Source organism: Parabacteroides sp. PH5-46 (genome assembly GCF_029892785.1).
GTDB lineage: Bacteria > Bacteroidota > Bacteroidia > Bacteroidales > Tannerellaceae > DFXE01.
The window spans coordinates 99,870-126,125 of the sequence record NZ_JARXXA010000001.1; the positions used below are offsets into that span (position 1 = coordinate 99,870).

General features: G+C 42.0%; 28 protein-coding genes and 2 tRNA genes. 13 read left to right on the forward strand and 17 right to left on the reverse strand.

The window, feature by feature from the left end; genetic code table 11:
* Nucleotides 1–8: 8 nt before the first annotated feature.
* The 5 genes from coaBC to M2470_RS00405 all read left to right on the forward strand — a co-directional run bounded on the left by coaBC (nt 9) and on the right by M2470_RS00405 (nt 5,046).
* On the forward strand, nt 9–1,208 hold the full coding sequence (gene coaBC / locus M2470_RS00385; RefSeq protein WP_280743361.1) for a bifunctional phosphopantothenoylcysteine decarboxylase/phosphopantothenate--cysteine ligase CoaBC: 1,200 nt from the start codon (nt 9–11) through the stop codon (nt 1,206–1,208).
* The gene (locus M2470_RS00390) at nt 1,208–2,101 is read left to right on the forward strand and encodes a DUF4835 family protein (protein ID WP_280743360.1); all 894 of its coding nucleotides are present in this window, start codon (nt 1,208–1,210) and stop codon (nt 2,099–2,101) included. Before coaBC ends, M2470_RS00390 begins: the two co-directional genes overlap by 1 nt.
* A 6-nt stretch (nt 2,102–2,107) precedes the next feature.
* Complete coding sequence (recN, locus tag M2470_RS00395) at nt 2,108–3,775, forward strand: DNA repair protein RecN (protein WP_280743281.1); 1,668 nt, start codon at nt 2,108–2,110, stop codon at nt 3,773–3,775.
* 128 nt (nt 3,776–3,903) lie between these two features.
* Nucleotides 3,904–4,653 carry a 23S rRNA (guanosine(2251)-2'-O)-methyltransferase RlmB gene (rlmB, locus tag M2470_RS00400; protein ID WP_280743280.1) on the forward strand — a complete coding sequence of 250 codons (750 nt, stop codon included), beginning with the start codon at nt 3,904–3,906 and terminating at the stop codon, nt 4,651–4,653.
* Between the two features lie 12 nt (nt 4,654–4,665).
* On the forward strand, nt 4,666–5,046 hold the full coding sequence (locus M2470_RS00405) for a RidA family protein (protein WP_280743279.1): 381 nt from the start codon (nt 4,666–4,668) through the stop codon (nt 5,044–5,046).
* Here the strand turns inward: M2470_RS00405 and M2470_RS00410 are convergent.
* Nucleotides 4,947–6,434, reverse strand: a complete 1,488-nt coding sequence (locus M2470_RS00410) for a glycosyltransferase family 39 protein (RefSeq protein ID WP_280743278.1) — start codon at nt 6,432–6,434, stop codon at nt 4,947–4,949. The genes M2470_RS00405 and M2470_RS00410 overlap by 100 nt on opposite strands.
* A gap of 17 nt (nt 6,435–6,451) precedes the next feature.
* The gene (locus M2470_RS00415; protein WP_280743359.1) at nt 6,452–8,008 is read right to left on the reverse strand and encodes a DUF4435 domain-containing protein; all 1,557 of its coding nucleotides are present in this window, start codon (nt 8,006–8,008) and stop codon (nt 6,452–6,454) included.
* Nucleotides 8,009–8,093: 85 nt separating this feature from the next.
* Here M2470_RS00415 and M2470_RS00420 point away from each other — a divergent pair, with 85 nt between their 5' ends.
* Nucleotides 8,094–8,912, forward strand: a complete 819-nt coding sequence (locus tag M2470_RS00420; RefSeq protein ID WP_280743277.1) for a DNA/RNA non-specific endonuclease — start codon at nt 8,094–8,096, stop codon at nt 8,910–8,912.
* Nucleotides 8,913–9,267: 355 nt separating this feature from the next.
* Here the strand turns inward: M2470_RS00420 and M2470_RS00425 are convergent, their stop codons facing one another.
* The 8 genes from M2470_RS00425 to M2470_RS00460 all read right to left on the reverse strand — a co-directional run bounded on the left by M2470_RS00425 (nt 9,268) and on the right by M2470_RS00460 (nt 15,223).
* Complete coding sequence (locus tag M2470_RS00425; protein WP_280743276.1) at nt 9,268–10,191, reverse strand: AraC family transcriptional regulator; 924 nt, start codon at nt 10,189–10,191, stop codon at nt 9,268–9,270.
* Nucleotides 10,192–10,202: 11 nt separating this feature from the next.
* Nucleotides 10,203–10,952 (reverse strand): LytTR family DNA-binding domain-containing protein, encoded by a 750-nt coding sequence (locus M2470_RS00430; protein ID WP_280743275.1) that lies wholly within the window; start codon nt 10,950–10,952, stop codon nt 10,203–10,205.
* A 1-nt stretch (nt 10,953) separates the two neighbouring features.
* Complete coding sequence (locus tag M2470_RS00435) at nt 10,954–11,970, reverse strand: histidine kinase (protein ID WP_280743274.1); 1,017 nt, start codon at nt 11,968–11,970, stop codon at nt 10,954–10,956.
* Nucleotides 11,971–12,321: 351 nt separating this feature from the next.
* Nucleotides 12,322–13,701, reverse strand: a complete 1,380-nt coding sequence (locus M2470_RS00440) for a DUF1080 domain-containing protein (protein WP_280743273.1) — start codon at nt 13,699–13,701, stop codon at nt 12,322–12,324.
* An 86-nt stretch (nt 13,702–13,787) separates the two neighbouring features.
* Nucleotides 13,788–13,860 (reverse strand) — tRNA-Gly (locus tag M2470_RS00445).
* A gap of 9 nt (nt 13,861–13,869) precedes the next feature.
* Nucleotides 13,870–13,952, reverse strand: a tRNA-Tyr gene (locus tag M2470_RS00450).
* 32 nt (nt 13,953–13,984) lie between these two features.
* Nucleotides 13,985–14,473 (reverse strand): 6,7-dimethyl-8-ribityllumazine synthase, encoded by a 489-nt coding sequence (gene ribH / locus M2470_RS00455; protein ID WP_280743272.1) that lies wholly within the window; start codon nt 14,471–14,473, stop codon nt 13,985–13,987.
* A 66-nt stretch (nt 14,474–14,539) separates the two neighbouring features.
* Entirely contained in the window at nt 14,540–15,223 is a 684-nt protein-coding gene (locus M2470_RS00460; RefSeq protein ID WP_280743271.1) for a tetratricopeptide repeat protein, read from the reverse strand.
* A 136-nt stretch (nt 15,224–15,359) separates the two neighbouring features.
* Between M2470_RS00460 and recF the strand changes: the two genes are divergently transcribed.
* Both recF and M2470_RS00470 read left to right on the forward strand, forming a co-directional pair.
* On the forward strand, nt 15,360–16,460 hold the full coding sequence (gene recF / locus M2470_RS00465; protein WP_280743270.1) for a DNA replication and repair protein RecF: 1,101 nt from the start codon (nt 15,360–15,362) through the stop codon (nt 16,458–16,460).
* Nucleotides 16,457–16,750 (forward strand): DUF721 domain-containing protein, encoded by a 294-nt coding sequence (locus M2470_RS00470; RefSeq protein WP_280743269.1) that lies wholly within the window; start codon nt 16,457–16,459, stop codon nt 16,748–16,750. The genes recF and M2470_RS00470 overlap by 4 nt, the downstream gene beginning before the upstream one ends.
* An 11-nt stretch (nt 16,751–16,761) precedes the next feature.
* Here the strand turns inward: M2470_RS00470 and M2470_RS00475 are convergent, their stop codons facing one another.
* The 7 genes from M2470_RS00475 to M2470_RS00505 form a co-directional block, all read right to left on the reverse strand.
* Nucleotides 16,762–17,304 carry a 2-oxoacid:acceptor oxidoreductase family protein gene (locus tag M2470_RS00475; RefSeq protein ID WP_280743268.1) on the reverse strand — a complete coding sequence of 181 codons (543 nt, stop codon included), beginning with the start codon at nt 17,302–17,304 and terminating at the stop codon, nt 16,762–16,764.
* A gap of 14 nt (nt 17,305–17,318) precedes the next feature.
* Nucleotides 17,319–18,083, reverse strand: coding sequence for a thiamine pyrophosphate-dependent enzyme (locus M2470_RS00480; protein ID WP_280743267.1), 765 nt, complete (start codon nt 18,081–18,083; stop codon nt 17,319–17,321).
* 35 nt (nt 18,084–18,118) lie between these two features.
* Nucleotides 18,119–18,289: a hypothetical protein gene (locus M2470_RS00485; protein WP_280743266.1), complete on the reverse strand. Its 171-nt coding sequence runs from the start codon at nt 18,287–18,289 to the stop codon at nt 18,119–18,121.
* A gap of 4 nt (nt 18,290–18,293) precedes the next feature.
* Entirely contained in the window at nt 18,294–19,379 is a 1,086-nt protein-coding gene (locus M2470_RS00490) for a 3-methyl-2-oxobutanoate dehydrogenase subunit VorB (RefSeq protein ID WP_280743265.1), read from the reverse strand.
* A 5-nt stretch (nt 19,380–19,384) separates the two neighbouring features.
* The gene (locus tag M2470_RS00495; protein WP_280743264.1) at nt 19,385–19,618 is read right to left on the reverse strand and encodes a 4Fe-4S binding protein; all 234 of its coding nucleotides are present in this window, start codon (nt 19,616–19,618) and stop codon (nt 19,385–19,387) included.
* Nucleotides 19,619–19,847: 229 nt separating this feature from the next.
* Complete coding sequence (locus tag M2470_RS00500; RefSeq protein ID WP_280743263.1) at nt 19,848–20,600, reverse strand: LytTR family DNA-binding domain-containing protein; 753 nt, start codon at nt 20,598–20,600, stop codon at nt 19,848–19,850.
* Nucleotides 20,601–20,602: 2 nt separating this feature from the next.
* Complete coding sequence (locus tag M2470_RS00505; RefSeq protein WP_280743262.1) at nt 20,603–21,628, reverse strand: histidine kinase; 1,026 nt, start codon at nt 21,626–21,628, stop codon at nt 20,603–20,605.
* 147 nt (nt 21,629–21,775) lie between these two features.
* Between M2470_RS00505 and M2470_RS00510 the strand changes: the two genes are divergently transcribed.
* The 5 genes from M2470_RS00510 (at nt 21,776) to M2470_RS00530 (ending at nt 26,250) form a co-directional block, all read left to right on the forward strand.
* The gene (locus M2470_RS00510; RefSeq protein ID WP_280743261.1) at nt 21,776–22,690 is read left to right on the forward strand and encodes a DUF6268 family outer membrane beta-barrel protein; all 915 of its coding nucleotides are present in this window, start codon (nt 21,776–21,778) and stop codon (nt 22,688–22,690) included.
* A gap of 316 nt (nt 22,691–23,006) precedes the next feature.
* On the forward strand, nt 23,007–23,876 hold the full coding sequence (locus M2470_RS00515; RefSeq protein WP_280743260.1) for a lysophospholipid acyltransferase family protein: 870 nt from the start codon (nt 23,007–23,009) through the stop codon (nt 23,874–23,876).
* Between the two features lie 69 nt (nt 23,877–23,945).
* Complete coding sequence (locus tag M2470_RS00520) at nt 23,946–24,491, forward strand: DUF5063 domain-containing protein (protein WP_280743259.1); 546 nt, start codon at nt 23,946–23,948, stop codon at nt 24,489–24,491.
* Nucleotides 24,488–25,069 carry a 3'-5' exonuclease gene (locus M2470_RS00525; RefSeq protein ID WP_280743258.1) on the forward strand — a complete coding sequence of 194 codons (582 nt, stop codon included), beginning with the start codon at nt 24,488–24,490 and terminating at the stop codon, nt 25,067–25,069. Before M2470_RS00520 ends, M2470_RS00525 begins: the two co-directional genes overlap by 4 nt.
* Nucleotides 25,066–26,250 carry a class I SAM-dependent rRNA methyltransferase gene (locus M2470_RS00530; RefSeq protein ID WP_280743257.1) on the forward strand — a complete coding sequence of 395 codons (1,185 nt, stop codon included), beginning with the start codon at nt 25,066–25,068 and terminating at the stop codon, nt 26,248–26,250. The genes M2470_RS00525 and M2470_RS00530 overlap by 4 nt, the downstream gene beginning before the upstream one ends.
* Nucleotides 26,251–26,256: the final 6 nt, after the last annotated feature.

Below are 26,256 nucleotides of genomic sequence, written 5' to 3' on the forward strand. Positions count from 1 at the left end.
TGAATACTATGTTAGAAGGTAAAAAGATCATATTAGGTATAACAGGTAGTATTGCAGCCTACAAAGCTGCGTCTATCATCCGGGACTTGGTAAAGAAGGGAGCAGAGGTGCAGGTAGTAATCACGCCTTCGGGTAAAGAGTTCATTACTCCGCTTACGCTTTCCACCTTGAGCCGGAATCCGGTAATCAGTGAATTTTTCTCGAATCGTGACGGAACCTGGAACAGTCACGTAGACCTGGGGCTTTGGGCGGATGCTATGCTGATCGCTCCCGCTACGGCTTCTACGATTGGAAAGATGGCCAATGGTATTGCAGATAATATGTTGGTAACGACATACATGTCATGCAAGGCTCCGGTGTTTGTCGCTCCGGCTATGGACCTGGATATGTTTGCCCATCCCGCTATGCAGCAGAATATGGACACGCTCCGTTCGTTTGGCAATTATATCATAGAACCAGCCGAAGGCGAGCTGGCCAGCCAGTTGATAGGTAAAGGCCGTATGGAAGAGCCGGACGTTATTGTCCGCTACCTGGAAGATTTTTTTGCTTCCCAAAGCGACCTTCAAAAAAAAAAGATTCTTATAACGGCTGGTCCTACGTATGAAAAGATTGATCCGGTACGTTTTATCGGTAATTACTCTTCCGGAAAGATGGGTTTTGCCCTGGCTGAAGCCTGTGCCCACCGGGGTGCCGAGGTAACCTTGGTTTCAGGTCCGGTGTCCTTATCCGTAGATCATCCCTCTATTCAGCGTATCAATGTGGAGTCTGCCGAAGAAATGTACCAGGCAGCAATGGATGCTTTTCCGCAGATGGATGCTGCTATCCTTTGTGCCGCAGTGGCCGACTACCGTCCGGAAACAGTAGGAGAGGAGAAGATTAAACGAGAATCTACAGGCGAAATGATGCTTCGTCTGGTGCCGAATAAAGATATTGCCGCTTCGCTTGGCCAGATCAAGCAAGCCGGGCAGAAGTTGGTCGGTTTTGCTTTGGAAACCAACAACGAGTTGGAGCATGCGGAAAGGAAGCTGAAGAAAAAGAACCTAGATTTTATCGTCTTGAATTCTTTGCGCGAGCCGGGAGCTGGTTTTCAGGTAAGCACGAACCGCATTACGATTATCGACCATACAGGTGAAGTAACCGATTACCCCTTGAAGACAAAGCAAGAGGTAGCTTCGGATATTGTAAACAAACTGGTATCCTTGTTATGATGCGAACGAAAATAATACTATTCCTCCTTTCTTTTATTTCTGTATATGCGGCAGATGCACAGGAAATCAACGCCCGTATTACTGTCAATAGCGATAAAATACAAGGAAGCAAGGAGATTTATACCTCTTTACAAACGGCGCTAACTGAGTTTGTAAACACCCGCAAATGGACAGATGCCACCTTTGCTGTGAATGAGAAGATAGATTGTACCATGACTCTCATCATAAATGAGCGGAACGGCGACAATTTCAAGTCGGAGATCCAGATACAGGCACGCCGCCCGGTATATAACTCCAGTTACATGACTACTACACTGAATTTCCGCGATGTGCAGCTCGATTTCGAGTATATAGAATTCTCTCCCCTGGAATATACGGAGAATACCTTGCAGAGTAACCTGACGGCCACGATTGTGTATTACATCTATGTGATACTCGGTCTCGATTTTGATACGTTCTCGCCCAAAGGGGGGACAGCCTTTCTGCAACAGGCCCAGCAGATTGTAAACCTATGCCAGTCTCAGATGGGATGGAACGGCTGGAAGGCTTTTGAAAACACTCGCAACCGCCACGCGCTTATTACTGCTTTGACGGAGAATCAGGCGGAATCTTTCCGTAACCTGTGGTACACCTACCACCGGAAAGGACTGGACGAAATGGCCGCCAATGCCGATAGGGGGCGAACCACTATCCTGGAAGCGCTGCCTGTCATGGAAGAGTATAAGAGTTCACGCCCCAATTCCGTCTTGCTGCAAGCATTTTCTGATGCCAAGCTGGACGAGATCGTTGCCATGTATTCCAAAGCTAATTCGCAGGAGAAGCAAGCTGGCTACAAGCTGCTTTCCAATCTTTTCCCGGCGGAATCGAGCCGTTTGGAATCCTTAAAAAAATGATTTGTCATGTTGAAATCCTTATATATACAAAACTACGTACTGATTGATAGCCTGGACATACGGTTTGCAGACTCGTTTACTGTAATTACCGGTGAGACAGGTGCCGGTAAGTCTATAATACTGGGCGCTTTGGGCCTGGTGCTTGGACAGCGGGCCGATAGTAAAAGCATTAAGAGTGGCGAAGAAAAATGTGTGATTGAAGCGGTATTTGATGTGTCAAAGTACCAATTGCAGGCTTTCTTTCAGGAAAATGAACTGGAGTACGACTCCGAAACCTGCATTCTTCGCCGGGAATTATTTGCTTCGGGGAAATCCCGTGCTTTTGTGAATGATTCTCCTGCTTCCCTAACGGCTGTGAAGGAGTTGGGCAACCGCCTGATTGATATCCACTCCCAACATCAGAACCTATTGCTGGCAGACAATAAATTCCAGCTGAGGGTAGTTGACGTAATGGCCCAGAACGACGGGCTGCTTGCTCAGTACAAAAAAGAATACAGCTCCTGGCAGCAATCCAAAAGAGAGCTGAAAGAGGTAATGGAGAAGGCTTCGCAAGCCAAACAAGACGAGGACTATCTCCGTTTTCAACTGACTCAGCTACAAGAAGCCAAGCTATTGGGAGGCGAACAGGAAACCTTGGAACAGGAACTGGAAACGCTCTCGCATGCAGAAGACATTAAAGGAGGACTTTACAAGATAACCGACTTGCTGAATGGTGATGAGCAAGGCAGCGTTCAGTTACTGAAAGACGCCCTGGCGTCGGCTACGGCACTGGAGCTTTACTATCCCAGGGCAAAAGAGATAAGCGAACGCTTGCGTACCGCCTATATCGACCTGAACGACCTGGCTTCTGAAACAGATACCTTAAAGGAAGATATAGACTTTGATCCCGAGCGCCTGCAATGGGTGAACGAACGCCTGAATATGATTTACACCCTGCAGCAGAAGCATCGCCTGGATACGATTGACGAGTTGCTGGCTTTGCAGAATACCTACCAACAGCAACTGACAGAGATAGACTCCTTTGACGAACAGATCGAACAGCTTCAGAAGCAAACCGACACCCTGCATAAAGAACTACTCAAGCAAGCAGAACATCTGAGTAAACAGCGCAAAAAGGCCTCGGAAGCGATTGCTGCCGAGTTGATCAGTAAACTATCTTTGCTCGGGATGCCGAATACCCGCTTTCGGATTGATTTTGTGCCGAGAGCAGAGCCGGAAAACGACGGGATGGATGATATCCGCTTTATGTTTTCGGCCAATAAAAGCGGCGACCTGGAACGGGTGGCCCAGACAGCTTCGGGAGGTGAAATTTCCCGTTTGATGCTCTGTATCAAAGCTATGATTGCAGGCTTTACAGCCCTTCCGGCTATAATCTTCGACGAGGTAGATATGGGCGTTTCCGGTGATATAGCTGACAAGATGGGAGCTATCATGCAGGAGCTGGGAAGTAAAATGCAGGTGATGGCTATCACGCACTTGCCTCAGATAGCTTCCAAAGGCAAAGAACACTACTTTGTATATAAGCAAGATACGGCAGATCAAACCGTTACCCAGATACGAAAACTCACCAACGAGGAACGGATACAGGAAGTAGCACGTATGCTGAGCGGGGCTACTCTGACGGAAGCATCTGTAGCCAACGCCAAAGAGCTACTGAAGACCATTCTGAATTAGGGCGGGAGCAAAAATAAATCGTCCGCGTCTTATTTAAAACGGCTCGTGTCCTATTAAAAATAGCTTACGTCCTGTATGGTTAATTGTCGTTTAATCCGTACTTTTGTGGCTAAAGAAAAGAGTAATAAATGAAAGAAAACGAGATGATCTTCGGCATCCGTGCCGTAATAGAGGCTATCCAGTCTGATAAAGAAATCGACAAAATTTTGATAAAAAGGGACCTGCAAGGGGATCTTTCCAAAGAGCTTTTTGACGTGATGAAAGGAAGAGATCTGCCGGTGCAGCGTGTTCCGGGCGAGCGCCTGGATCGTATTACCCGTAAAAACCACCAAGGGGTTATTGCCTTTATCTCGGCAGTTACTTATCATCGGCTGGAAGACATCGTTCCTTTTGTTTACGAACAGGGGAAAAGCCCTTTTATTGTTTTGCTGGACGGTGTGACGGATGTGCGCAACTTCGGAGCTATCGCCCGTACGTGCGAATGTGCTGGGGTAGATGCCATTGTAATACCGGCCAAAGGCAGCGTAACAGTGAATGCCGATGCCGTGAAGACTTCGGCGGGAGCCTTGCACGTTTTACCGGTGTGCAAAGAGAAAAGCATTCAGCAATCAATTCGTTTTCTGAAGGAAAGCGGTGTGATGGTAGTAGCAGCCACGGAAAAAGCGGTCGATAACTATACCCAGGTAGCTTACAACGGACCGATAGCCATAGTAGTAGGAGCAGAAGATACAGGCGTGTCGATGGAAAATCTGCGCATCTGCGATGCCATGGTAAAGATACCCCAGTTCGGAACAATCGGCTCCCTGAACGTTTCGGTAGCGTCCTCTATTATGATCTATGAAGTGATTCGCCAACGCATGAACGAACAAAATACATAAAATCATTATCTTATGAAGAAAGTAATATCAACAACTGATGCTCCGGCAGCAATCGGACCGTACAGCCAGGCTGTGCAAGTAGGTAACATGTTATTTATGTCCGGACAATTAGGCATCGATCCGGCAACGGGTAACTTTGTAGAAGGTGGCGTGAAGGAACAATCAGTCCAGGTGTTTAAGAACATCCATGCTATCTTGAAAGCGGCAGGATGTAGCATTAATGACGTAGTGAAAACGACCGTATTCTTAGCCGACATGGCAGACTTCGCCGCCATGAATGAGGTGTATGCTTCTCAGTTTGAAGGCAGTTTCCCGGCACGTTCGGCCGTTGCCGTAAAAACATTGCCCAAGAACGGATTGGTGGAAATAGAAGTGCTGGTGGTAAAAGAGTAGTTTGAGGTTTCAACCGACTTGATGTTGCGAATAAATATGCCGTCAACCATCAGATTGACCGCGAAGGCCAGAAATATGGTGGCATAAAGCATCTTCAGGTTGATCTTCTTGAACATCTGATAGATCACAGTAACCAAAGCTGCCAATACGATCAGAACAATACCTGTTGTAATCAGATCCGGCGACTGTACGGCCGACTTTACCAAAGTAGCATTATTTAATATAAGCGGATTACTTGTAAACTGAGCCGTAATGCTTACCGGATCGATCACATGGGTGATCGTCAGTACAAATGTAGTGAGGATAACCAACGTTATAAGGCTCAGAAAACCGACAAATATACGTGTTACAAGCATTCGGTACTCGGTAATATAGATTGTGTACTGCGCCAGGAACACAGCGATGAAAGGGTAGGCGGGTAGGAGGAAAGCACTTTTCTTGCCGGACGGAATGAAATAAAAGAAGAAGATACAGACCAGAGCTACCAGACTGAACATTTTGATTTTATCCAACGACCGTATGTTAAACTTCTGAGGCCAACGCAGTTTTAGCCCGAACAGAGAGAAGAAAAAGAAGAGTGTCCAAGGCATAAATCCGCCGAGCAATGCCCCAAAGTAATACCATATACCATGCACATGTTCCGAGCTTTCAACAAACAATACATTGAAGAATTGATCTCCCGCTTGTCTCCAAACGGCAGCATACCATATTAATGGTAGGAATGAGGAAGCTACACCTGCATATATCAAGGCCTTTATAATGGTGAGCGTCCGGTGTTTTTTCAAGATAACCAGATAAACCCCAAAGACAAGCAAGGGAAGAAGAATACCTGTCAGTCCTTTTGTCAGTACAGCACATCCTATCAGTATCGGAATACTAATGGGCAAACCTTTCAACTCCAACTTATTCTCCCATCGATACAACATATATAGCGCTATCACGATAAAGGCTGTGAATAGCATGTCGGTGCCGGCAATCATCCCCGCTTTGTGAACCTCAATACAGGTGAGCAACAAAAAAGTGCAAATGAATGCCTCCTGAAACTTAATCCGCTCGCCAAAAAAGAACAAGGTGAAACCTATCAAAACAATTAGTGCCAGAGCAGACGGGAGACGGGCTGTAAACTCGGACACATGCCCTTGCGGAAGAGAGAAAGCGGCTATCAGCCAGTGGAGCATGGGCGGAGTGTATGCCAATTCGCCCTCGGCATCCGTAGGAAGCACACAGTTTCCGGTTTCAAGTATGGAAGCCGCTATGCCTGCCTCACGGGATTCGTTTGCAGAAAAGTCCCACAAGCCAATCCAGGGCAAAACGGAAATGGCGCAGATTATAATAGCCATCGTTACAGGCTTCTGCAAGTATAAATATTGAAGGAATGGTGTACGCATATATCGTTTTGTTTTCTTTATACCCCCAACGATTCTTTAATCGTTGAGCGGATTATTTCAGCATCTACCTGGTTTTCTTTCAGAATAGACAGTACCAGATTCAGATAGCTTTCCTTGTTACTTATCCCGCAAATTTTGCACAACTGGCTTTGCGGTAAAATTCCCTTTTGGTTATAAACGAGAAGTACCTTCTCATAATTGTATGAATCGACGTATTGTAGGAATTTTTCTTTAATACCTATATATATGTCGTGTACATGAATAGAGTCGCGCAGGCTATCTACATGCTCTGCCAGCTCTTCAATAGTTGCTATTTTACGGTTTAAAGCTGTTTCCAGCTTTTTGCGTACACGATGCTTGGCATGCAGCATCACCTGGCTTTCCAGATCTTTTTCAAACAATCGGATCACGTTTTCTTTTACCTGCGCGAACACGGTTTCAGGATCTTTCATCATCCGTCGGGCTACCGTTTTGATAACAGGCTCAAGCATCAGAAGGTTCTCTACTTCGGCTACGTCCGGCACGTAGATACGTTGATCATACAGATAGTCTATTTCATTTTGTGTCCGGCGGTCGCGATCCACAATACCCATCGAGTCCAGCAAATGAAAATCGTTCAACTGGCGGAAAGCCTTGGTTGTCTCGATTACTTTCTGGCAACCACCCATTGGCTTTACCATGTAGTCGGGGAAGATCAGCGGGTATAAGCGGTAATCTATACTGTTTGTGTCTGTTCCTTCGATAAACAGAATAGGTTTGCGGCTGCCCAGCAATTCGATATATAATTCTTCCGGGAAGCTGTCGTTACTCTCGATAAATTCATAGTCCCATATATGCTCGTCTCCATTATAAGAGCGGATCCACAGGCAGTTGCTTCCTTCCCGTGATGTGGCAAAATGAATATCGTGTGTGAGATAGACAAACGTACAGTCCGGACGCATGGCTTCTATCTCGTTCCAAAGTACGCTTTTGATGGAGTCGTGTAGTAATACTTCCGGCTCTTCTATAATGAGCAATGCCTCGGGTTTGGCACATAAAATAGCGCCAATGAGGTAGAATACCACTTTTTCGCCGTCGCTCATCCGCTCAGGAGTATAAACTTCCCCTTTTCTGCTGGAAGATGTGATTTCTATGAAACCGGATTTGCGTATCAGACAGTTTTGAGGGAACATTTTTTCCCAAATAAGCTGTATCTGATCTATTTTAGTAGTCGGAGGAGGTAAATCAGGCGTTACCTTGCAAGCTTCCTTATAATCCACGGCAACGTCAAACTCTTCTTTCTGCAATTGAAGGATCAACCGCTCATAAGCAGAAAGACGAGGCGTAAAAAGACGCTTAGCAATGATATCCTGTAAATGGTTGAGCTCTACTGTTTCTATCAACTGATCGTTTTGTGTTGTCAGAAACAAAGAATGCATGCCGGAAATGTATTCTGCTTTCCCGTTATAGCGCTCCAGCATATCTTTGCCGAACGAGCTTTTTCCCGCACCATTAGCCCCGATAACCACTAATATGTCAGTATCCAGGATGACAGGCGAGTTTGCATTCAGTTTGTTAGGAAGTATAAGCTCCATATTAGAAAAACGGCTTGCTATATTAATCCTCAAAGATAACTAATTTTTTCTATTTTTGCAGGACATATAGAGATCTCAATCAGTTATGACAAAAGGAAAGAGAAAAATAAAGACTTATTTATCAGCAATTATAGCCTGTTTGGTCGGAGGAATATCATTTTTGGTAGCATGTTTTGCTCCGGCAGACAAGATGTCTTATCCGGAAGGGGCGGAGATTCCTCGTTTGCAAAACAACAGGAAGGAACAGATTATCAATCACGACGGATTTACGCTTTCATATAATGCCGATTTTAAAATAGCCAACTGGGTTGCTTATGAACTAACAGCCGATGAAGTGAGAAGCAACGAAGTAGGACGCACCAACCAGTTTTTCCCGGATCCCAAAGTGAAAGGAGCTACAGCTACCGACAGAGATTACCGCCGCTCAGGCTATGATCGTGGACATCTGGTACCCGCCGGCGATATGAGGTGGTCTGTTGAAGGAATGCAGGCTTCCTTCTATTTCAGCAACATCTGCCCGCAAAACAGAGACCTAAATGCCGGACTTTGGAATGACCTGGAAAAACAAAGCCGGAAATGGGCCACCCACTATAGTGCTGTATTGATTGTCTCAGGCCCTGTAATAGAAGATGATATGGAACGCTTAGGAGAGAATAAAGTAGGAGTTCCCCGGATGTTCTATAAAGTGGTTTGCTCAATGGAAGATGACAAACCGCGAGCTATCGCATTTCTGGTAGAGAACAGAGAATACAAAAATCGCTCGATGAAGCAAGTGGCTGTAACAGTAGACAGCGTAGAAAAAGTGACAGGAATTGATTTTTTTCCATCCTTCTCGAATGATGTGCAAAAAGAAATGGAATCATCCATTGATTGGGGATATTGGAAATTCAACAGGTTCAATTAACATTATTTTGCGCATTTCGTAACTCTCAGTAATCTTGAATTTAGGAGTGTTTTTAACGAAATATTTATAGAAGTACGTTTTTAGTTGCAAATTGTTTTTAAAAGAAGGAAAATCTGTCATTTTTCTATTATATCTAATTCGGCACAAGTGTTAAAAAACGAAACAAGCTGCAAACAAATTACCAAAAACTAAAAAATATGTTGTAAAATATCTTTTTTTATTTGCCCAATATCATTTATTCGAGCATCTTTGTAAGCAGATAACCTAAACAATCTTTTTGCCTTAAAGACTAATACCTATTAAAACCTATAAAGAGGGACTTTGAGAAAAGTCCCTCTTTATGATTATAGGGACATTATACAGCCTGTGGAGTGTATTGAAGTTTTCTATATTCTACAGGCGAAACTCCATGATACTTTTTGAAGAATTTACCGAATGTAGACTGGTCTGAAAAGTTTAGTTGGTCGGCAATCTGCTGAATGGTGGTCTGAGTTGTTTTTAGCAGTTTCCGAGCTTCCAGAATCAGGCTTTCATCAATCCATTTGTTAGTTGTTTTTCCTGTTAGTTTTTTAATAATCAACGTCAGGTATTGTGGAGTTACAAATAGCTTTTCAGCATAAAAAGCTACCTCATGTTGTTCTTTATAATGATCGGAAAGCAGGTTTATAAATCTGTAGAATAACTCTTCTTTTCGTGTAAATTTACGGAATACCTGATTTTCTTCCACATTATTCAGAATATGTGAAAGCTCCAGTAATAAAGATGTAAAAGAGGTGCACACCAATTCATTGTAGAAAGAATGTGTTGTTGCCTTGATTTTATCTTTAATATCGTTGAAATTCTTATTAAGGATGTCCGTTTCGGAAGATGTCAGCTTTGTTTGCAAAACACGTTTAATTAGCAGGTAATTAAAGAAAGATATTATTTGCTTATTCGTGACACATTCGTCCATAAAGGTCTTTTCGGCTATAAATGCCTTGGCTTCAAAATCTGAACTGCAGGAATAAAAAGTCAGATATTCGGAAGAAGGTATAAGAAATAAATTTTGTTTTTGAAGTGAATAAGAAACTTCATCTACAACAATTGTGCATTCTCCTTTCGTTACCCATATCAAACCTATTTTATTCGATTCGGATAATGAGTAAGGTTTCCCAATTTTTTCCACTTCATCAATAGAAAGGCTATCTATTTCTGCAAGTCCCAAAACATCATTATATCTCCAAAATGGATTGTTCCGGCTCGTTAATTTGTCAGTTTCTAAAATAGCTTGTTCTTTCATCTTTTCTACATTTACTTGTTAATTAATTTTTGAGATATAACACTGTTAAACAATTCCTCTTTCCTGTGTTTGGAAAGGGGCAGTTCTATATCTCCAACAAAAACTCTTCCTCCGCTTACCATATCAATATGGGATATATTAACCAAGTATGATTTGTGAATACGGAAAAAGGCATCTTTAGGTAAAATCTCTTCCAGAGAAGCCATCGTTTGATGTATAACGTATTGTTTATCTTTAAAGTGTAGTTTTAAGTAATTTTGCATAGATTCAACAAAAAGGATATCTTCCCAAACGATCTTTACAAATGAATCATTCTGCTTTATATACATTTCAGAGGCGGTATTCCCCTCATTTTTCAACATATGATTAGAGCGATACATCTCCAAAGCCTTTTGTGTAGCTTGAAAAAAACGCTGAAAACCGATAGGTTTCAACAGATAATCAACAACATTGAGGCGAAAACCCTCCAGTGCATACTCGGAGTAGGCTGTTGTGATAATTGTCAGAGGCGCTTTGTCCAGCGATTCCAAAAACTCCACCCCTGTGAGCTCTGGCATGTTAATATCGAGAAACATAAGATCGATCTCGGTTTCTTTCAACACATTGGTTGCTTCGAGGGCAGAAGAGCAGGTAGCAGTTGCTTCCAGAAAATCCAATTTCTGAATATAGTTTAGGATACCTTCAATAGCAAACGATTCATCATCTACAACCAGACATCTCAAGGGGTGGGACTTTTTATATTTGATTTCTTCTGTATTCATATTAAATAAAAATAGTTAGTTGCGAAAAATAAACATTGTCAGTTTCCTTAGTATTCAGCAAATAGCGCTCTCCGTACAGTATTTTTAGTCGTTTTTTTACGTTTTTCAATCCAATACCACTCTCTTTCTCTTTCTTTACAGAAGGGCTGGATACTGAATTTTCAACTTTAAGAGAGATAACCTTTTTCTTCTGTTCCAGTAATATATGGATATATCCTTTCTCTTCTTTAGAACGCGCCACATGCTTAAAAGCGTTTTCAATAAATGGAATAAACAGTAGGGGAGGGATATTAATATTTCCGGATTCTATTTGCCAGTTACAACTTACATCCAGTTTGTCTTCCCATCGAAATTTTTCCACATCAATGAAATTTTTGAGAAACTGGACTTCCTGTTCCAACTTCACATATTCCTTTTGCCCACTATATAGTTGGTAGCGCAGTGTGTCGGAATATTTTAATAACAGTTCGGAAGCCAGTTCTACATCTTTTTGCATTAAGACATAAATATAGTTCAATACATTAAACATGAAATGCGGATTGATTTGTGCATGTAATATCTGTAATTGTGATTCCAGGTGATTTTTCTGTAAATCGGAATACTCGTAATATAATAAGATAGCACATAACATGAAACTGGCAGACATGGTACCAGGAAGACCTGCTAACATTTTTGAGAGTATATGATTTTGTCCCGAATCGAATTCTTTCATTGTAAAGAAACCTTCGATATTCAAATAATGAAACAACTCGGATATTAAGGTGTAAAAAATAGTCAGAAATAAACTCATCAAAACAAACTTCACTAAGAAAGATACAGTCTTATGATGACTCAATGTTGGGATAAAAAGCTTGTTGCTGAACGGAAGGGTTACCAGAATGGAACCAAGCGTGAAAACTCCGAAATTCAGTAATTTCAGATAAAATGAATCGCTTCCATTATATCCGAATCTAATCAGACAGGCAATTGCAATCCAAAAGACTACAACAATCAAATATTGGGGAGTTCTCTTTTTCATATCAACATGATATATACTTTCTTCCTATTATGTAGTTACATTACTGAAAGCAAATATCGAATATGAAAACGAAACTATCAAATCTTTTTGACAACAGGGCTATTTCCTTTGATATGTGGATTGTAATGGGATGAAAAAAAAGCGCCAGTACTTTCACAAGCACTGACACTCCCAAACCTTAACTATGAAAACTTGGTGTTTTCGGATGCAAAGATAGATTATTGATATTATAATTGGTCTTGATATACATCAAGTAATTATGAAAAACGGAAAAAGTAAACAGATTTGGCGATTTTTGACAAAAAAAGCCCGGCCAAAGGACCGGACTTTTGCTTTTTATGAATTGCTTCGTTATTTTAGTTCTCTGATTTTTATACTTCGAAAAGCTACTTCATCTCCGTGATCCTGTAATAGAATACGTCCTTTAGGAGCTTCTCCGAACAGAATGGGATCATTATACGACTTGGCGGCATATTTACTTCCTTTCACCAACTCACGGTATGCGTCGGTTCCACGTTCGTATTCAAGTGTTTTAAAGCCGTTCAACCAATGCTCTACGTGATTGTTGGGATATACTTTAACTACAGCCAGATTCCACTGTCCGATTCCGTTAAAGCGTTTGTTTTTTGCCGGTATCAGGTCATATAGACTCGCAAGGGTACGTGATCCGGGGAATGAGGTGTATAGTTTGGCATCGGGGTGCCTGCTATCATCTAAAATCTGATATTCCAAGCCATAAGCGGATCCTTTTTGTTTTTCCATTTCTGTTACAAAATATTTGATTCCACTATTGGCTCCTTCAGTGATTTTAAATTCCAACGACAGTTCAAAGGCGGCGAACTCTTCTTCGCCATATACGATGTCACCACCATTTGTAGATTCTCCACCTCCGGCTTTAAGTACAATTAATTCGCCGTTTTCTATTTTCCAGCCGTGTTCGGGGAATGTTTCTTTATGGGCTCCTCTCCATCCGTCTGTTGATTTTCCGTCAAACATCAGCTTCCAACCATCTGTTTTTTCCTGACTTGTAAGTTTGTTGGGGATACGGTTCACTTCAGGAGCCAAAGCGCCTTGCATCCGTTCGACTTCCAGATTCTCAGTCTTTATACGGATATTGCGCCACTTGATCTCTTTTCCCTCCTGTTCCTTGTTATTTCCTATTCCGTGTACCTGGAAAGCGATAAATCCACTGAGTGTTTCATTATCATATAGGTTAGCCGTATTAACACCGTTTAGCCATATTCTGATGTTATCTCCGATGGCTTCTATGCGATATTTGTTCCAGTCGTCTTTTTTGTAGGCAGCACGGCCTGCTTCATTATCCGCTAGTGTTACCAGCCATCCCTTGCGTGCTTCGTCGTAAATACCACCGCTCCAGGCTCTGTCTGAGGGGTCTATTTCAGCTTGGTATCCATGTACGCGTCCATTATTATAATCCGCTTTACTCAGACTACGGAACTGTACGCCGGAGTTTAATGTCGGATCACAAAGTGTTTCAAATTCGAGAATAAAATCCCCAAAATCCTTTTCAGTAGCCAGGAAACTGTTAGGCTGTCCGCTAACAGATGTACCGATAATACATCCGTCTTCTACGCGATAAGGAGCTTCTCCATTCAGTTGTTTAAAACCTGTCAGGTCTTTTCCGTTGAATAACTTTTGCCATCCGTCATTAGGTTGGCAAGCTGTAAGGAATAAAACAAAAAGCAGTGATAGTTTGAAATACGTTTTCATGCTATTATAATGTGTTAGATATGTGTTCGAGCACACAAAAATAATAAATAAAAAGAGATAACCAAACGGCTATCTCTTTTTTTAAGAGCGGAAGACGGGGCTCAAACCCGCGACCCTCAGCTTGGAAGGCTAATGCTCTATCAACTGAGCTACTTCCGCAAATTATTGTGGGCAGTGATGGATTCGAACCACCGTAGGCGTAAGCCAGCTGAGTTACAGTCAGCCCCATTTGGCCACTCTGGTAACTGCCCCAATTATTTCGTGTGCAAAGGTAGGAATAATTTTATAAATTGCAAGAAAAATCAATCATTTTTATTGCAGTAATTGCTGCTTCATCCCCTTTGTTGCCATATTTTCCTCCGGCTCTGTCTTCTGCCTGCTCCATAGTGCTGGTGGTTAATAGACCGAAGATGAATGGTATATCATACATGAGGTTCAATTCGGTAATACCTTGTGTTACGCCGGAACACACATAATCAAAATGTGGAGTTTCTCCCTGTACAACACATCCTAAAATGATGGCAGCATCTAATTCTTGATTTTCTGCCAGTTTCCGGGCACCGAAAACGAGCTCAAAACTTCCGGGTACGCGTTTAACGATGATGTTTTCTTGTTTAACGCCATGTTTCTCCAAGGTGTTACAGGCACCTTCCAATAACTTTTCAGTTATGTTTTTATTCCATTCGGATACAACGATCCCTATGCACATGTCGGAAGCCTCCGGAACACTGTTGAAATCGTAATCTGATAAATTTTGATATGCTGTAGCCATAGCTGATAGAAAATAAAAGGATGCTTTTTAAGGAGCATCCTTGTTACATTTATATAATGTGAAATATTATTTGTTTGCTAACTCAGATGCGCGTGTGATATATTTATCTATATCGGATGCTTCCATTGAGTTGTTGTATTTTTCTTTAATGCTGGTATATGCTTTTTCAGCATCTTTGTATTGCTTCAGTTCTTCATAAGCAACACCTGCTTTTTTCAGATAAAGAGGGCTGATAACCGGATTGTTGGCCGCTTTAGCTGCTTTTTCAAAATAGTTTATACCTTCTTTTATATTACCTGCATTTACATAGCAGTCACCTATCAAGCCGGTAAGAGCAGGTGAAATCATATTATCTTTTCCGTTGAATGATTTCAATAATTTCATGGCTTTATCATTTTCACCCAGTTTGAAGTAGCAAACTCCTGCATAGGCTTTGGCCAGGTTACCTGATTTTGTGCTTCCGAAATCATCCATGATGGATTCAAAGCCGATATAGTCAGCTCCATTACCATTGAGTGCAAGCGCAAAAGAATCTTTTGCAAAATATTGTTCACCCTTGAATAGGGCAGCCGCAGCTTTCTTTTCTTTAGGAATTAGATAACCATGTCTGATTCCCAAAACGGCTCCGACAACAAGTATTACGGCAATAATCCCGTAAATAATATTTTTTTGATGTTTTTCCAAAAACTGTTCTGACCTGGAAACAATTTCGCCAACCTCTAGTTCTTTGCTCTTTTCTTTAGTAGCCATAATATATTTATACGTTTATTAATTTACATCAAAAAAATTGCATTCTGCAATTCAAAGCGCAAAAATAGTTTTTTTTACTGATATAATCTACACTTCAAAGTATATTTTTTAAATTTGTACAATTAATCTGGCATGGATGATACTGAATAAACTTTCTGTTCTCAACTACAAGAATATACAGCAGGCTGAAATAGCCTTTTCTCATAAAATGAATTGTTTTTTCGGCAATAACGGCATGGGGAAAACCAATTTGCTGGATGCTATATACTACCTTTCATTTTGTAAGAGTCATATCAATACCCCCGACAATCAGATCATATATACTACCGAAGATATGTGTGTGATACAGGGTGAGTATGATTACGAGGGGAGGGAAGAAGAGATTTTTTGTGCCATCCGCCGCAGGCAGCGAAAACAGTTCAAACGCAATAAGAAAGAGTACGATAAGCTGTCGGAACATATTGGCTTGCTGCCTCTTGTCATGGTGTCGCCAGCAGATTCTAACCTGATACAGGGGGGGAGTGACGAACGACGCCGTTTTCTCGACTTGATTATTTCTCAGCATGATAGCCAATACCTGCATGCTTTAATACAATATAATAAGGCGTTGACGCAACGGAATATCCTGCTGAAAAACCAGTCGAAGGACAATTCTTTATACGAGGTGCTGGAAATGCAGTTGGATATGTACGGCAAGTCGATTTACGAAAAAAGATTGCTTCTGGCTGAAGAACTTACCCCTATCTTCAATAATTATTATCAAATCATCTGCCAGTCGTCCGAAGAGGTCGGTTTACGCTATATTTCTCCACTTGAAAAAGCATCTTTGCAGGAAATGCTTGCCCAGAACAGGGAACGCGACAGTATTTTGGGGTATACCTCTGTCGGTATCCATAAAGACGAGTTAGAGATGACCTTGAGCCACTCGTTAATTCGCCGCGTAGGTTCGCAAGGGCAAAACAAAACCTACCTGATTGCTCTAAAGCTGGCACAGTTTGCATTCCTCCTGCAGAAAGGACAAACGACTCCGATGTTATTGCTGGATGATATTTTTGATAAGCTGGATGCCAATCGGGTAGAGCAGATCATTCAATTAGTGAGTGGAAATACCTTTGGACAGATATTTATTACAGATACAAACCGTAAATACCTCGATGAGATATTATCGGCCATGAAGCACGATTATGCGTTGTTCCAGGTAGAGCAAGGGCAGGTACAAGCGATGGAAAAAATATGAGAAGGCGAAACACACAAAGCATTGGCGAAGTATTAAAAGACTTTCTGGCGGATAATGCCGAACTACACAAGCAAGTACTCGAAATCCGGATACAACGTGCATGGGGCGAAGTCTTGGGCCCCATGATCAAACAATATACACGTAATCTTTATGTGAAAAATGGCGTACTATATGTATCCCTTACCTCTTCCGTATTGCGTAATGAACTAATCCTGAATCGTGAAAAGCTGATGAAAAGCCTGAACGATTATGCCGGGTCAAACGTTATCCGCGACATCGTTATCCGGTAAGGGTTACACATTTATACCTTTTGGATGATCTCCATTCCTTTTTTTATGGCGGCTTCGTTTACGGGAAGCAGTTTGTGGTGGCGCTCGGGAAGTGATTTTTTCAATCCCAGAAGAACACTCTCTAATGTTACCATAGGTTCTACTTTTAATAGACCACCCAGGATCAGCATATTGAATACTTTCTCGTTCTTCAGTTCTGTGGCGGCATCCATCGCATCAATCCGGTATACGTTAATATCCGTACGTTTGACTTTACCGTGAATTCCGTATCCGTCATAAATCAAAATTCCTCCGGGTTTTACTTTGCTTTCAAACTTATCCAGTGAAGGTTGATTCAATATAATAGCAATGTCATATTGGTTTAAGATGGGAGAACTGATGGGATCGTCGCTCAGGATTACCGTTACATTCGCAGTTCCTCCGCGTTGTTCCGGACCATAAGAAGGCATCCAGCTTACTTCTTTCCCTTCCATCAGGCCTGAGTATGCCAATATCTTACCCATAGACAATACACCTTGTCCGCCAAAACCGGCTATAATAATTTCCTGTTTCATTTCTTCATCTGTTATTATTCAACATTCTTTATATCGCCCAGCGGATAGAACGGGAACATGTTTTGTTCCATCCAGGTATTGGATTGTGCGGGAGTCATTTTCCATCCGGAAGAGCAGGTAGAAACAAATTCTACAACAGAGGTTCCTTTTCCGGCCATGGAATTTTCAAACGCTTTACGGAGCGATTTCTTTGCTTTCCTTACGGCAGCAGCGGTTTGTACACTTTGGCGGGTAACATAGCAGGTACCTTCCAGCAATGCAAGTATGTTCGATATCTTCAGTGGGTGGCCATGCAGTTCCGTATCCCGTCCGTAAGGGCAGGTAGCGGTAGGCATATTTTCAAGTGTAGTAGGAGCCATCTGGCCTCCTGTCATACCATAAATGGCATTGTTTACAAAGACAATTACGATATTTTCGCCCCTGTTGGCAGCATGTATTGTTTCGGCTGTTCCAATGGCGGCCAGGTCACCATCTCCCTGGTATGTAAAGACCATCTTATCCTTGTTCAGGCGTTTTAAAGCTGTGGCAACAGCCGGAGCACGTCCGTGTGCGGCTTCTACCCAGTCGATATTCAGATAATTGTAAGCAAATACGGCACATCCCACAGGAGATACTCCAAGGGTCTTTTCTTCCATGCCCATATCTTCAATCACCTCAGCTATCAGTTTATGAATCACGCCATGGCTGCATCCCGGGCAATAGTGCATGGGATTGTCGTTCATCAATGCCGGTTTATCGTATACCAGATTTTCCGGTTTTATTATATCGATTAATTCCATATTTTTTGAAAGTTGAATGGTTAAAAATAAGTCTGTTACTTGAAGTACCTCATGAGGTATTGTACAATTCGCATGATAACGGCTACCCCGGCTACAGCCAGGAATACTCCCCGGTTACTTACTGCAAAATAGCAAACGATTGCTCCAATAGCAAGTAACATGAATAACAGTGTCAATACCTCGTCAGCTTTACTTCCCCGAAACATACAATTACTTATTTATAATTTTTTCTTTTAATGCTACCAGTATTTCATCCGGTGTGAATACAATACCACCCAGGCGGCCAAAGTGTTCTACCGGTATCTTGCCGTTTACAGCAAGTCGTACATCTTCCACCATCTGTCCGGCATTCAGTTCCACCGATAGCATCCCTTTCACCTTGTTGGCATAAGTTGCGATTGCATCTTTAGGGAACGGCCATAAGGTAATAGGTCTCAACAAGCCCAGTTTTATCCCTTCCTGCCGTGCCAGCTCTACTACTTTCTGGCAGATACGGGCTGAAGAACCAAAGGCTATCAGCAGATACTCCGCATCTTCACAATGGAACTCTTCGTATCGTACTTCAGCTTCTTCTATCTTTTTATATTTGGCTTGGAAACGGATGTTGTTTTCTTCCATGATGGCCGGATCCAACTCTAATGATGTGACAATATTCGGCTTACGGCTTTTAAGCTTACCTTGTGTAGCCCAGGGAGATTCTTCGCGAATTTCCGCTTCCGTTTTCCGTTTCTTATAAGGAGGTAAAACTACCTTTTCCATCATCTGCCCGATGATACCGTCAGACAGGATCATACAGGGATTGGAATATTTGAAGGCCAGATCAAAACCCAGAGATACAAAGTCTGCCATCTCCTGAACGGATGAAGGAGCCAGTGTAATTAAGCGGTAGTCACCATGTCCGCCACCTTTTACTGTCTGGAAATAATCGGCCTGGCTTGGCTGTATAGTACCCAGTCCGGGGCCACCACGCATCACATTCACGATAAGGCAAGGCAGGTCTGCACCGGCCAGATAAGAAATACCTTCCTGCTTGAGGCTGATACCGGGGCTAGATGACGAAGTCATTACCCGCTTTCCGCTTGCAGCGCCACCATATACCATATTGATGGCTGCTACTTCGCTTTCAGCCTGCAATACAACCATACCGGTTGTTTCCCAAGGCTTTTCTACCATCAATGTTTCCATTATCTCAGATTGGGGAGTAATCGGATATCCAAAATATCCGTCTGCACCGCAACGTATGGCTGCATACGCTACTGCTTCATTACCCTTCATCAAACTTACTTCTTCTGCCATATCTTTCAACTGGTTAACTTCACCTTATAAATTGTTAAACAACCGTCCGGACATACCAAACCGCAATTGGCACAACCAATACAGTCTTCCGGATTCTTCATATACACGTAGTGATATCCTTTGTTGTTGACTTCTCGGGGATGTAACTCCAGCACATCCGAAGGGCAGGCTACTACACAAAGATCACACCCTTTGCAGCGTTCTGTGTTCACAACAACAGCACCTTTTACTTTCGCCATATCTATAATTTTAAAAAAGTGTTTCCCACTAATTAGCAATTTGACATCTAAGTGAGGCTTCAAAGGTAACAAAAAAATGGAATACCACTAAAAAACTCCCCATTTTTTTGTACCGCAATATAAAAATGACAGATTCAATTGTTAAAACAGAAGAATAGGTAATATTATATATGCTGTGTTCTACTCTTTTATGAGAAAATATCGTATAATTTTTCTGTTAAAAACCATCCTACTTGCTAATAAGGTTTTTGTAGACTACGGAGTTGAGGAAGGCATCTTTTCTGTGTTTGGAGATAGGGAGTTCTTGTCCGTTGATGAAGAGGCGGCCTCCGGATACTGTTTCTATCCGGCTGACGTTCACCAGGAAGGAGTTGTGTATTCTGAAAAAATACTCCTTGGGTAGGATGTCTTCCAGGGAGCTCATCGTTTGGTGTATGACAAAGGTTTTGTCTCTAAAGTGCAGTTTTACATAGTTTTGCATGGCTTCGGCAAACAAGATGTCTTCCCAGTTAATCCGCTGGAAGGCATCTCCCTGGCGTATATACATGTCGATATTCTTGTTGCTGTCTTCTTTTTCCAGTATGAGGCGTGATTGAAACAGCTCTACGGCTTTTTGGGTTGCCTGTATGAAGCGCTGAAAGGTGTAAGGCTTTAACAGATAGTCTACAACATGCAGTCTGAAGCCATCCAGGGCGTATTCGGAATAGGCGGTAGTCAGGATGGTTAGCGGTGGCTTTTCCAGTGATTCCAATAGCTCCAATCCGCTTAGCCGAGGCATATTTATATCCAGAAACATTAAGTCTATCTCTTTGTTTTTCAGTATCTCCATAGCTTCGATGGCCGATGCACACGAATCTGCCAGCTGAAGATATTCCAGGTCTTCCATATAGTCTATTATGCCGTCGATGGCAATTTCTTCATCATCGACTATTAAACACTTTAAAAGCTGGGTATTCGTTGGTGTTGAAATAAAATTTGCCATCACTATGTATTAATTATAAGTTTCACAGAATATGTAACATCATTATACTTTACTTCCAGACTGTATTTATCGGGGAATATGATATCCAGGCGTTTTTTTATATTCGTCAATCCTATACCCGAATCGCTTTTTTCTGTTGGTTTAATTCCTGAGTTAGAGTTTTCTACCTCCAGACGTACCTGCTTGTCTTTTTGCTCAAAATCAATCATTACATAGCCTTTTTCGCTACTTGAACGCGATACATGCTTAAAGGCATTTTCTATAAAGGTAATCAGCAGTAAGGGAGGAAACTCCATCGTAGGGTCTTCCACCTTCCAGGTGCACTGAATATCCAGTTTGTTTTTCCATCTAACCTTCTCTACATCAATGAAATTTTTAAGAAATTGCACCTCTTTTTCAATGCTGATATACTCTTTTTTTCCATTGTATAACTGGTAGCGTAAGATATCGGTATATTGTAACAGCAGCGAATCAGCCAGTTCCGGTTCTTTCCTGATCAGTACATGTACGTGGTTCAATACGTTGAACATAAAGTGAGGATTGATCTGTTCCTGAAGTATTTGCAACTGGGATTCGAGCAATTCCTTTTGCAGTTTCAAATTCAGCTCATAAAACCTGAGTCCGCAAAAGCCAAAGTTGATCAGTGTTGATGTAACCATTGCACCGATAGATTCTCGTAAGATGGAGCTGTTTTTTTCGATAATAAAATAAGGTGACAGGATTTCTTGTTTTGCCAGATAAGAAAAAAGCAAAAGCCAGGCAGTAATCAGCACCGATATCGTGATTGTAGTAAGAATGAACTGAAAAGCAAATTTCTTCATTTTCTTTTTCTTTATTGCATTTTGCAACAAAGTAGTACTCAGGTAGGTAGTGAAGAAATAAGATATAGAGACAATCCCCATAGATAATAAAGCTGCCTCAGCTGCAACTGCAGAACCATAGGCGAATTGAACGAAAAACACAATGAATATTGCCACCCAAACAGCAATAATAAAGCGATTATAGTCTTTGAACAGGTATTTTATCATGCTGCAAAGGTAATTGTTTAATTCAGAAGGCTGTTGCCAACCGTCATAACGTATCTCCCAACCGTCAAAATCTTTTCATAACATCAGACTATTCTCTGACTTTTGTCTTGCAAAAAACGGAAAAATTTATCCAATAATAACAAACGTATGAATGTAAAAATCGTATTCGCAGCTGCTATATCCTTACTTGTATCTACGGGCTTATCCGCGCAGTTATCCATTAAAACAGAGTGTTTTGGGAGCTCAAGCTACTGGCTTGATAAAGGCGAAGATCCCCGCGAAAAGATCGGTAATGCCGAAGGGTCTGCCAAGGTTTTTCAGGCAAATCTGAATATCCCTGTCTCTGTAAAAACCAATAAAAACGGAAAGCCCATCATATGGGGTGTTGGCGTGGGTGGCTCGTACGTTTCTCTTGACAATAAGAATTTTACGGAAAACCTGGTGATCTCCGAAATTGTAAATATAGAGCTGGGAATACAGCATATCCGCCCGATTAGTGATAAATGGTCCTTAATGGCAGGAATAGGAGGTGGGATATATACCTCGTCTTCCGAATTTTCCAGAATTTCCTGGAAGCATGTGCTGGGTAGTATGCATGCAATATTTGTCTGCCAGGTAAGGCCCAATATGGAGTTGGGAGGTGGTATCGCTGTCAACAGTACATTCGGTTACCCGATGGCATTCCCCGCCATGTATCTGAACTGGAGGCTGCAAGGTAAATTTGACTTCAATCTGTCAATGACCAATGGCTTGAATATCGGACTAGGCCTGAAGCTGAATAACTTCCTGAGCTTATCCTTAATTGGAGAAATGAATGGACAGATGGCCCTATTAGAGAAAGACGAAAAGGATGTCATGTTCACCCACCAATATATGGTAACCGGATTACGGCCTGAAATAAAGATAGGCAAAACAGTATCTATCCCCCTGACAGCCGGAATAAACGCCATGCGCTCTGCCTATTACTCCGACCGTACGCTGAAAGCCATGTTTAAATCGGATAACAACTACTATTTTCAGATATCGCCCTATGTATCAGCCGGATTAACTGTCAACTTTTGAGAATTTGGCGGGCAAAAAATATTTAGAGGTAGGTCTAAATTGATTTAGACCTACCTCTAAATTATTTTACACCTACCTCTAATTGGATTTAGACGTACCTCTAAATTATTTTTGAAGTACCTCCAACTAAAAACGAAATTCGCAAGACGAAAAAAAGCAAAACAGGCTGTTGGAAAAAGAACGGCACTTGCAGCATCGTTTAAAAAAGAGGCTGGAATAAACAAAAACTACTCTTGTTGTAATACTTATTATAATATATGATGTAAGTTGGCGTTAGTGAATAGCTACATGTACCCACTAATGAACAAAAAAAAATATGAATCGACTATTTGGTAATGTCCTGTTTGGACTTCTTTTTGTGAGCATATATGCTGTAAGCTTGTTTCCTATGCGGGTATTGTACGCGCTTTCATCTATTACATCATTGATGATACTCTATCTTTTTTCTTATCGGAAGCAAACGGTGGTTCAGAATCTTTCCCGCTCATTTCCCGACAAGAATTATAGAGAGATAGACCATATCATGAAAGGGTTCTATCTTTCTTTTACAGATAATGTGGCAGAAATACTTAAATCACTCTCTATTTCCCATAGTAATCAGATGGATAAACTTACAGTAAGCGGGATGGAGTTGATTAAAGAACAGCTATCGGAAGGTAAGAATGTAATCGTATGTATGGGACATTGCGGCAACTGGGAAATACTGAATACCCTGCCCATTCATATCGATACCCATATGTATGCCATCTATAAACCTTTGAGAAATAAATCGGTAGACCGTTTGTTTATAAAGCTCAGAGGTCGCTTTGGTATGGGCTTGGTGCCGGCAAGGTCAATTGTAAGGCATATCCTCACACATACGCATCAGCCGTCTGTCTATTTCTTTATTGCCGACCAATGTCCGAAGTTGATAGAAGAGCAATATAAGGTTCATTTTCTCAACCAACAGACAAGTATGTTTTCAGGAACAGAAAAACTGGCTCACTCCACCAATGCGGCAGTCATGTATATGCACGTAACACGTTCCGAACGAGGAAAATACCAGGCAACCTGCAAACCAATCTGCCTGAATCCGAAAGAAACAGCTCCCGTCGAAATTATCCAACGCTATTCCGAACTTCTGGAACAAAATATCCTCGAGAGCCCCAGCGATTGGCTATGGACTCATAAACGATGGAAAAGATAATAAGTTTCTTGTTCTTCTCATTATGTAATTAATTTACTACTTTTGCATACTAAACAAAGGAAGTAAATAATGGATAAGAGCGATAATCCTATATATGAACGGAATACGCTGGAATTTGTAACAGTAGCATTGGAATATTGTTCGTTGATGGAATCAGTCGGGCAATTATCTATGTTTTCATTCGTAGACAAAACAACAAAGATGTTACCTTTGTTATATGTGAAGGCTACCTTGTTGCCTGAAATATTGTTAGATGATGATGCAGAGCCCGAATATACCGTAACGGAAGAAATGTATGAGTCCGTACGAAACAAAATAGCTGATCTGTTGGGAGAACAAGATTCTTTTCTGGAAACATTTCATCCGGATATGCAATACAGTGACACCCCTATAGCTGCCTTTATTTCCGAAAATCTGGCAGACGTTTATCAGGATACCGGCAATTTCGTTTCTATGTTCAGGCAAGGAAATGAGGAAGTGATGCGCAATGCGATAGCCTTGTGCCAGATAAACTTTTGCGAGTATTGGGGACAACGACTGCTGAATGCCTTGAAAGCGCTTCATGCAGTGCGTTATAGTGATGATAATCTGATGAAAATGAACGAAGAGGAATGATAGAATATTCACATTCGATAACAAAAGAGCAGATGGCTCTTCTTCCCGTAGAAGAATACAAAGGACGTGTCATTGTAGTAGATACAAAAAAGGATGCCTCCCGTGCCGTTGAATACCTTTCGAAATTTACACAGGTAGGTTTCGATACGGAAACCCGTCCCAGCTTCAAAAAAGGACAACGTTTTAAGATTGCCCTGATGCAGATATCAACCGATGAGGTTTGCTTCCTTTTTCGGCTGAACCGCATAGGCATTCCGGCAGACCTCGAAGCCTTTCTGTCTAATAAAGATATCTTGAAAATAGGCCTTTCACTGCGTGACGATTTTGGGGCAATAAAGAAGCGTACAGATATTGAACCGGCTAACTTCCTGGACTTGCAGAACTATGTTAAACAGTTTGCTATAGAAGATGCTAGCCTGCAAAAGATTTATGCCATTTTGTTTGGTAAGAAGATCTCGAAAGGGCAGCGCCTGACCAACTGGGAGGCTGATGCACTGTCGGATTCCCAGAAAAAATACGCAGCACTGGATGCCTGGGCATGCCTTAAGATATATAATCAATTGAATCAGAATAAATGAGTTATTATAAGGTTATTCTGAAACCTAAAAAGGAAGAATCCCTTTTACGTTTCCACCCCTGGATATTTTCGGGAGCGATACAATCCATTGACGGAAAGCCTCAGGAGGGGGATGTGGTTGATGTATACAGTTCAGATAAACGTTTTTTGGCTACAGGCCATTACCAGATAGGCAGTATTGCCGTAAGGGTACTCTCTTTCACGCAGATTGAGATAGATAATGCCTTTTGGCAGGAGCGTATACAGGCGGCTTATACGATGCGTTTAGCATTAAGGCTGGCCGGAACCGAGGAGAATAACACCTACCGGCTGATACACGGAGAAGGGGATAGCCTGCCCGGCTTAATCATTGATATATACGCCGGTACGGCGGTGATGCAGGCTCATTCGGTGGGTATGCACCATGCCCGGCATCAGATAGCCGACGCTTTGCGGGCTGTATTGGGCGATACGATACAAAACATATACTACAAATCAGATACTACTTTACCCTTCAAAGCTAATCTGGACAACGAAGCCGGCTATTTATACGGCGGCGAAGCGGATGACACGGCTCTGGAAAACGGCCTGAAGTTTCATGTAGACTGGCAGAAGGGGCAAAAGACCGGCTTTTTCGTAGATCAGCGGGACAATCGCTCCCTGCTGGAGCATTACGCCAAAGGCCGTTCAGTATTGAATATGTTCTGCTATACAGGCGGCTTTTCTTTCTACGCCATGCGTGGAGGAGCCAAGCTGGTTCATTCGGTAGATAGCTCATCCAAGGCTATTTACCTGACCAAGCAGAATGTAGAACTGAATTTTCCGGCCGATCCCCGGCATGAAGCCTTTGCCGAAGATGCCTTTAAATATTTAGACAAGATGGGGGATCAATACAACCTGATTGTCCTGGATCCTCCTGCTTTTGCCAAGCATAAGAATGTGCTTCGCAATGCCCTGCAAGGTTATCGCAAATTAAATGCCATCGCTTTTGAAAAGATACAACCCGGCGGTATTCTGTTTACCTTCTCCTGTTCGCAGGTAGTAAGCCGTGAAAACTTCCGCCTGGCAGTATTCAGCGCCGCTGCCCAGTCCGGCAGGAACGTTCGGATATTGCACCAGCTCACCCAACCGGCCGACCACCCGGTAAATATCTACCATCCAGAAGGAGAATACCTGAAAGGTTTGGTTCTATATGTAGAATAAGATCCA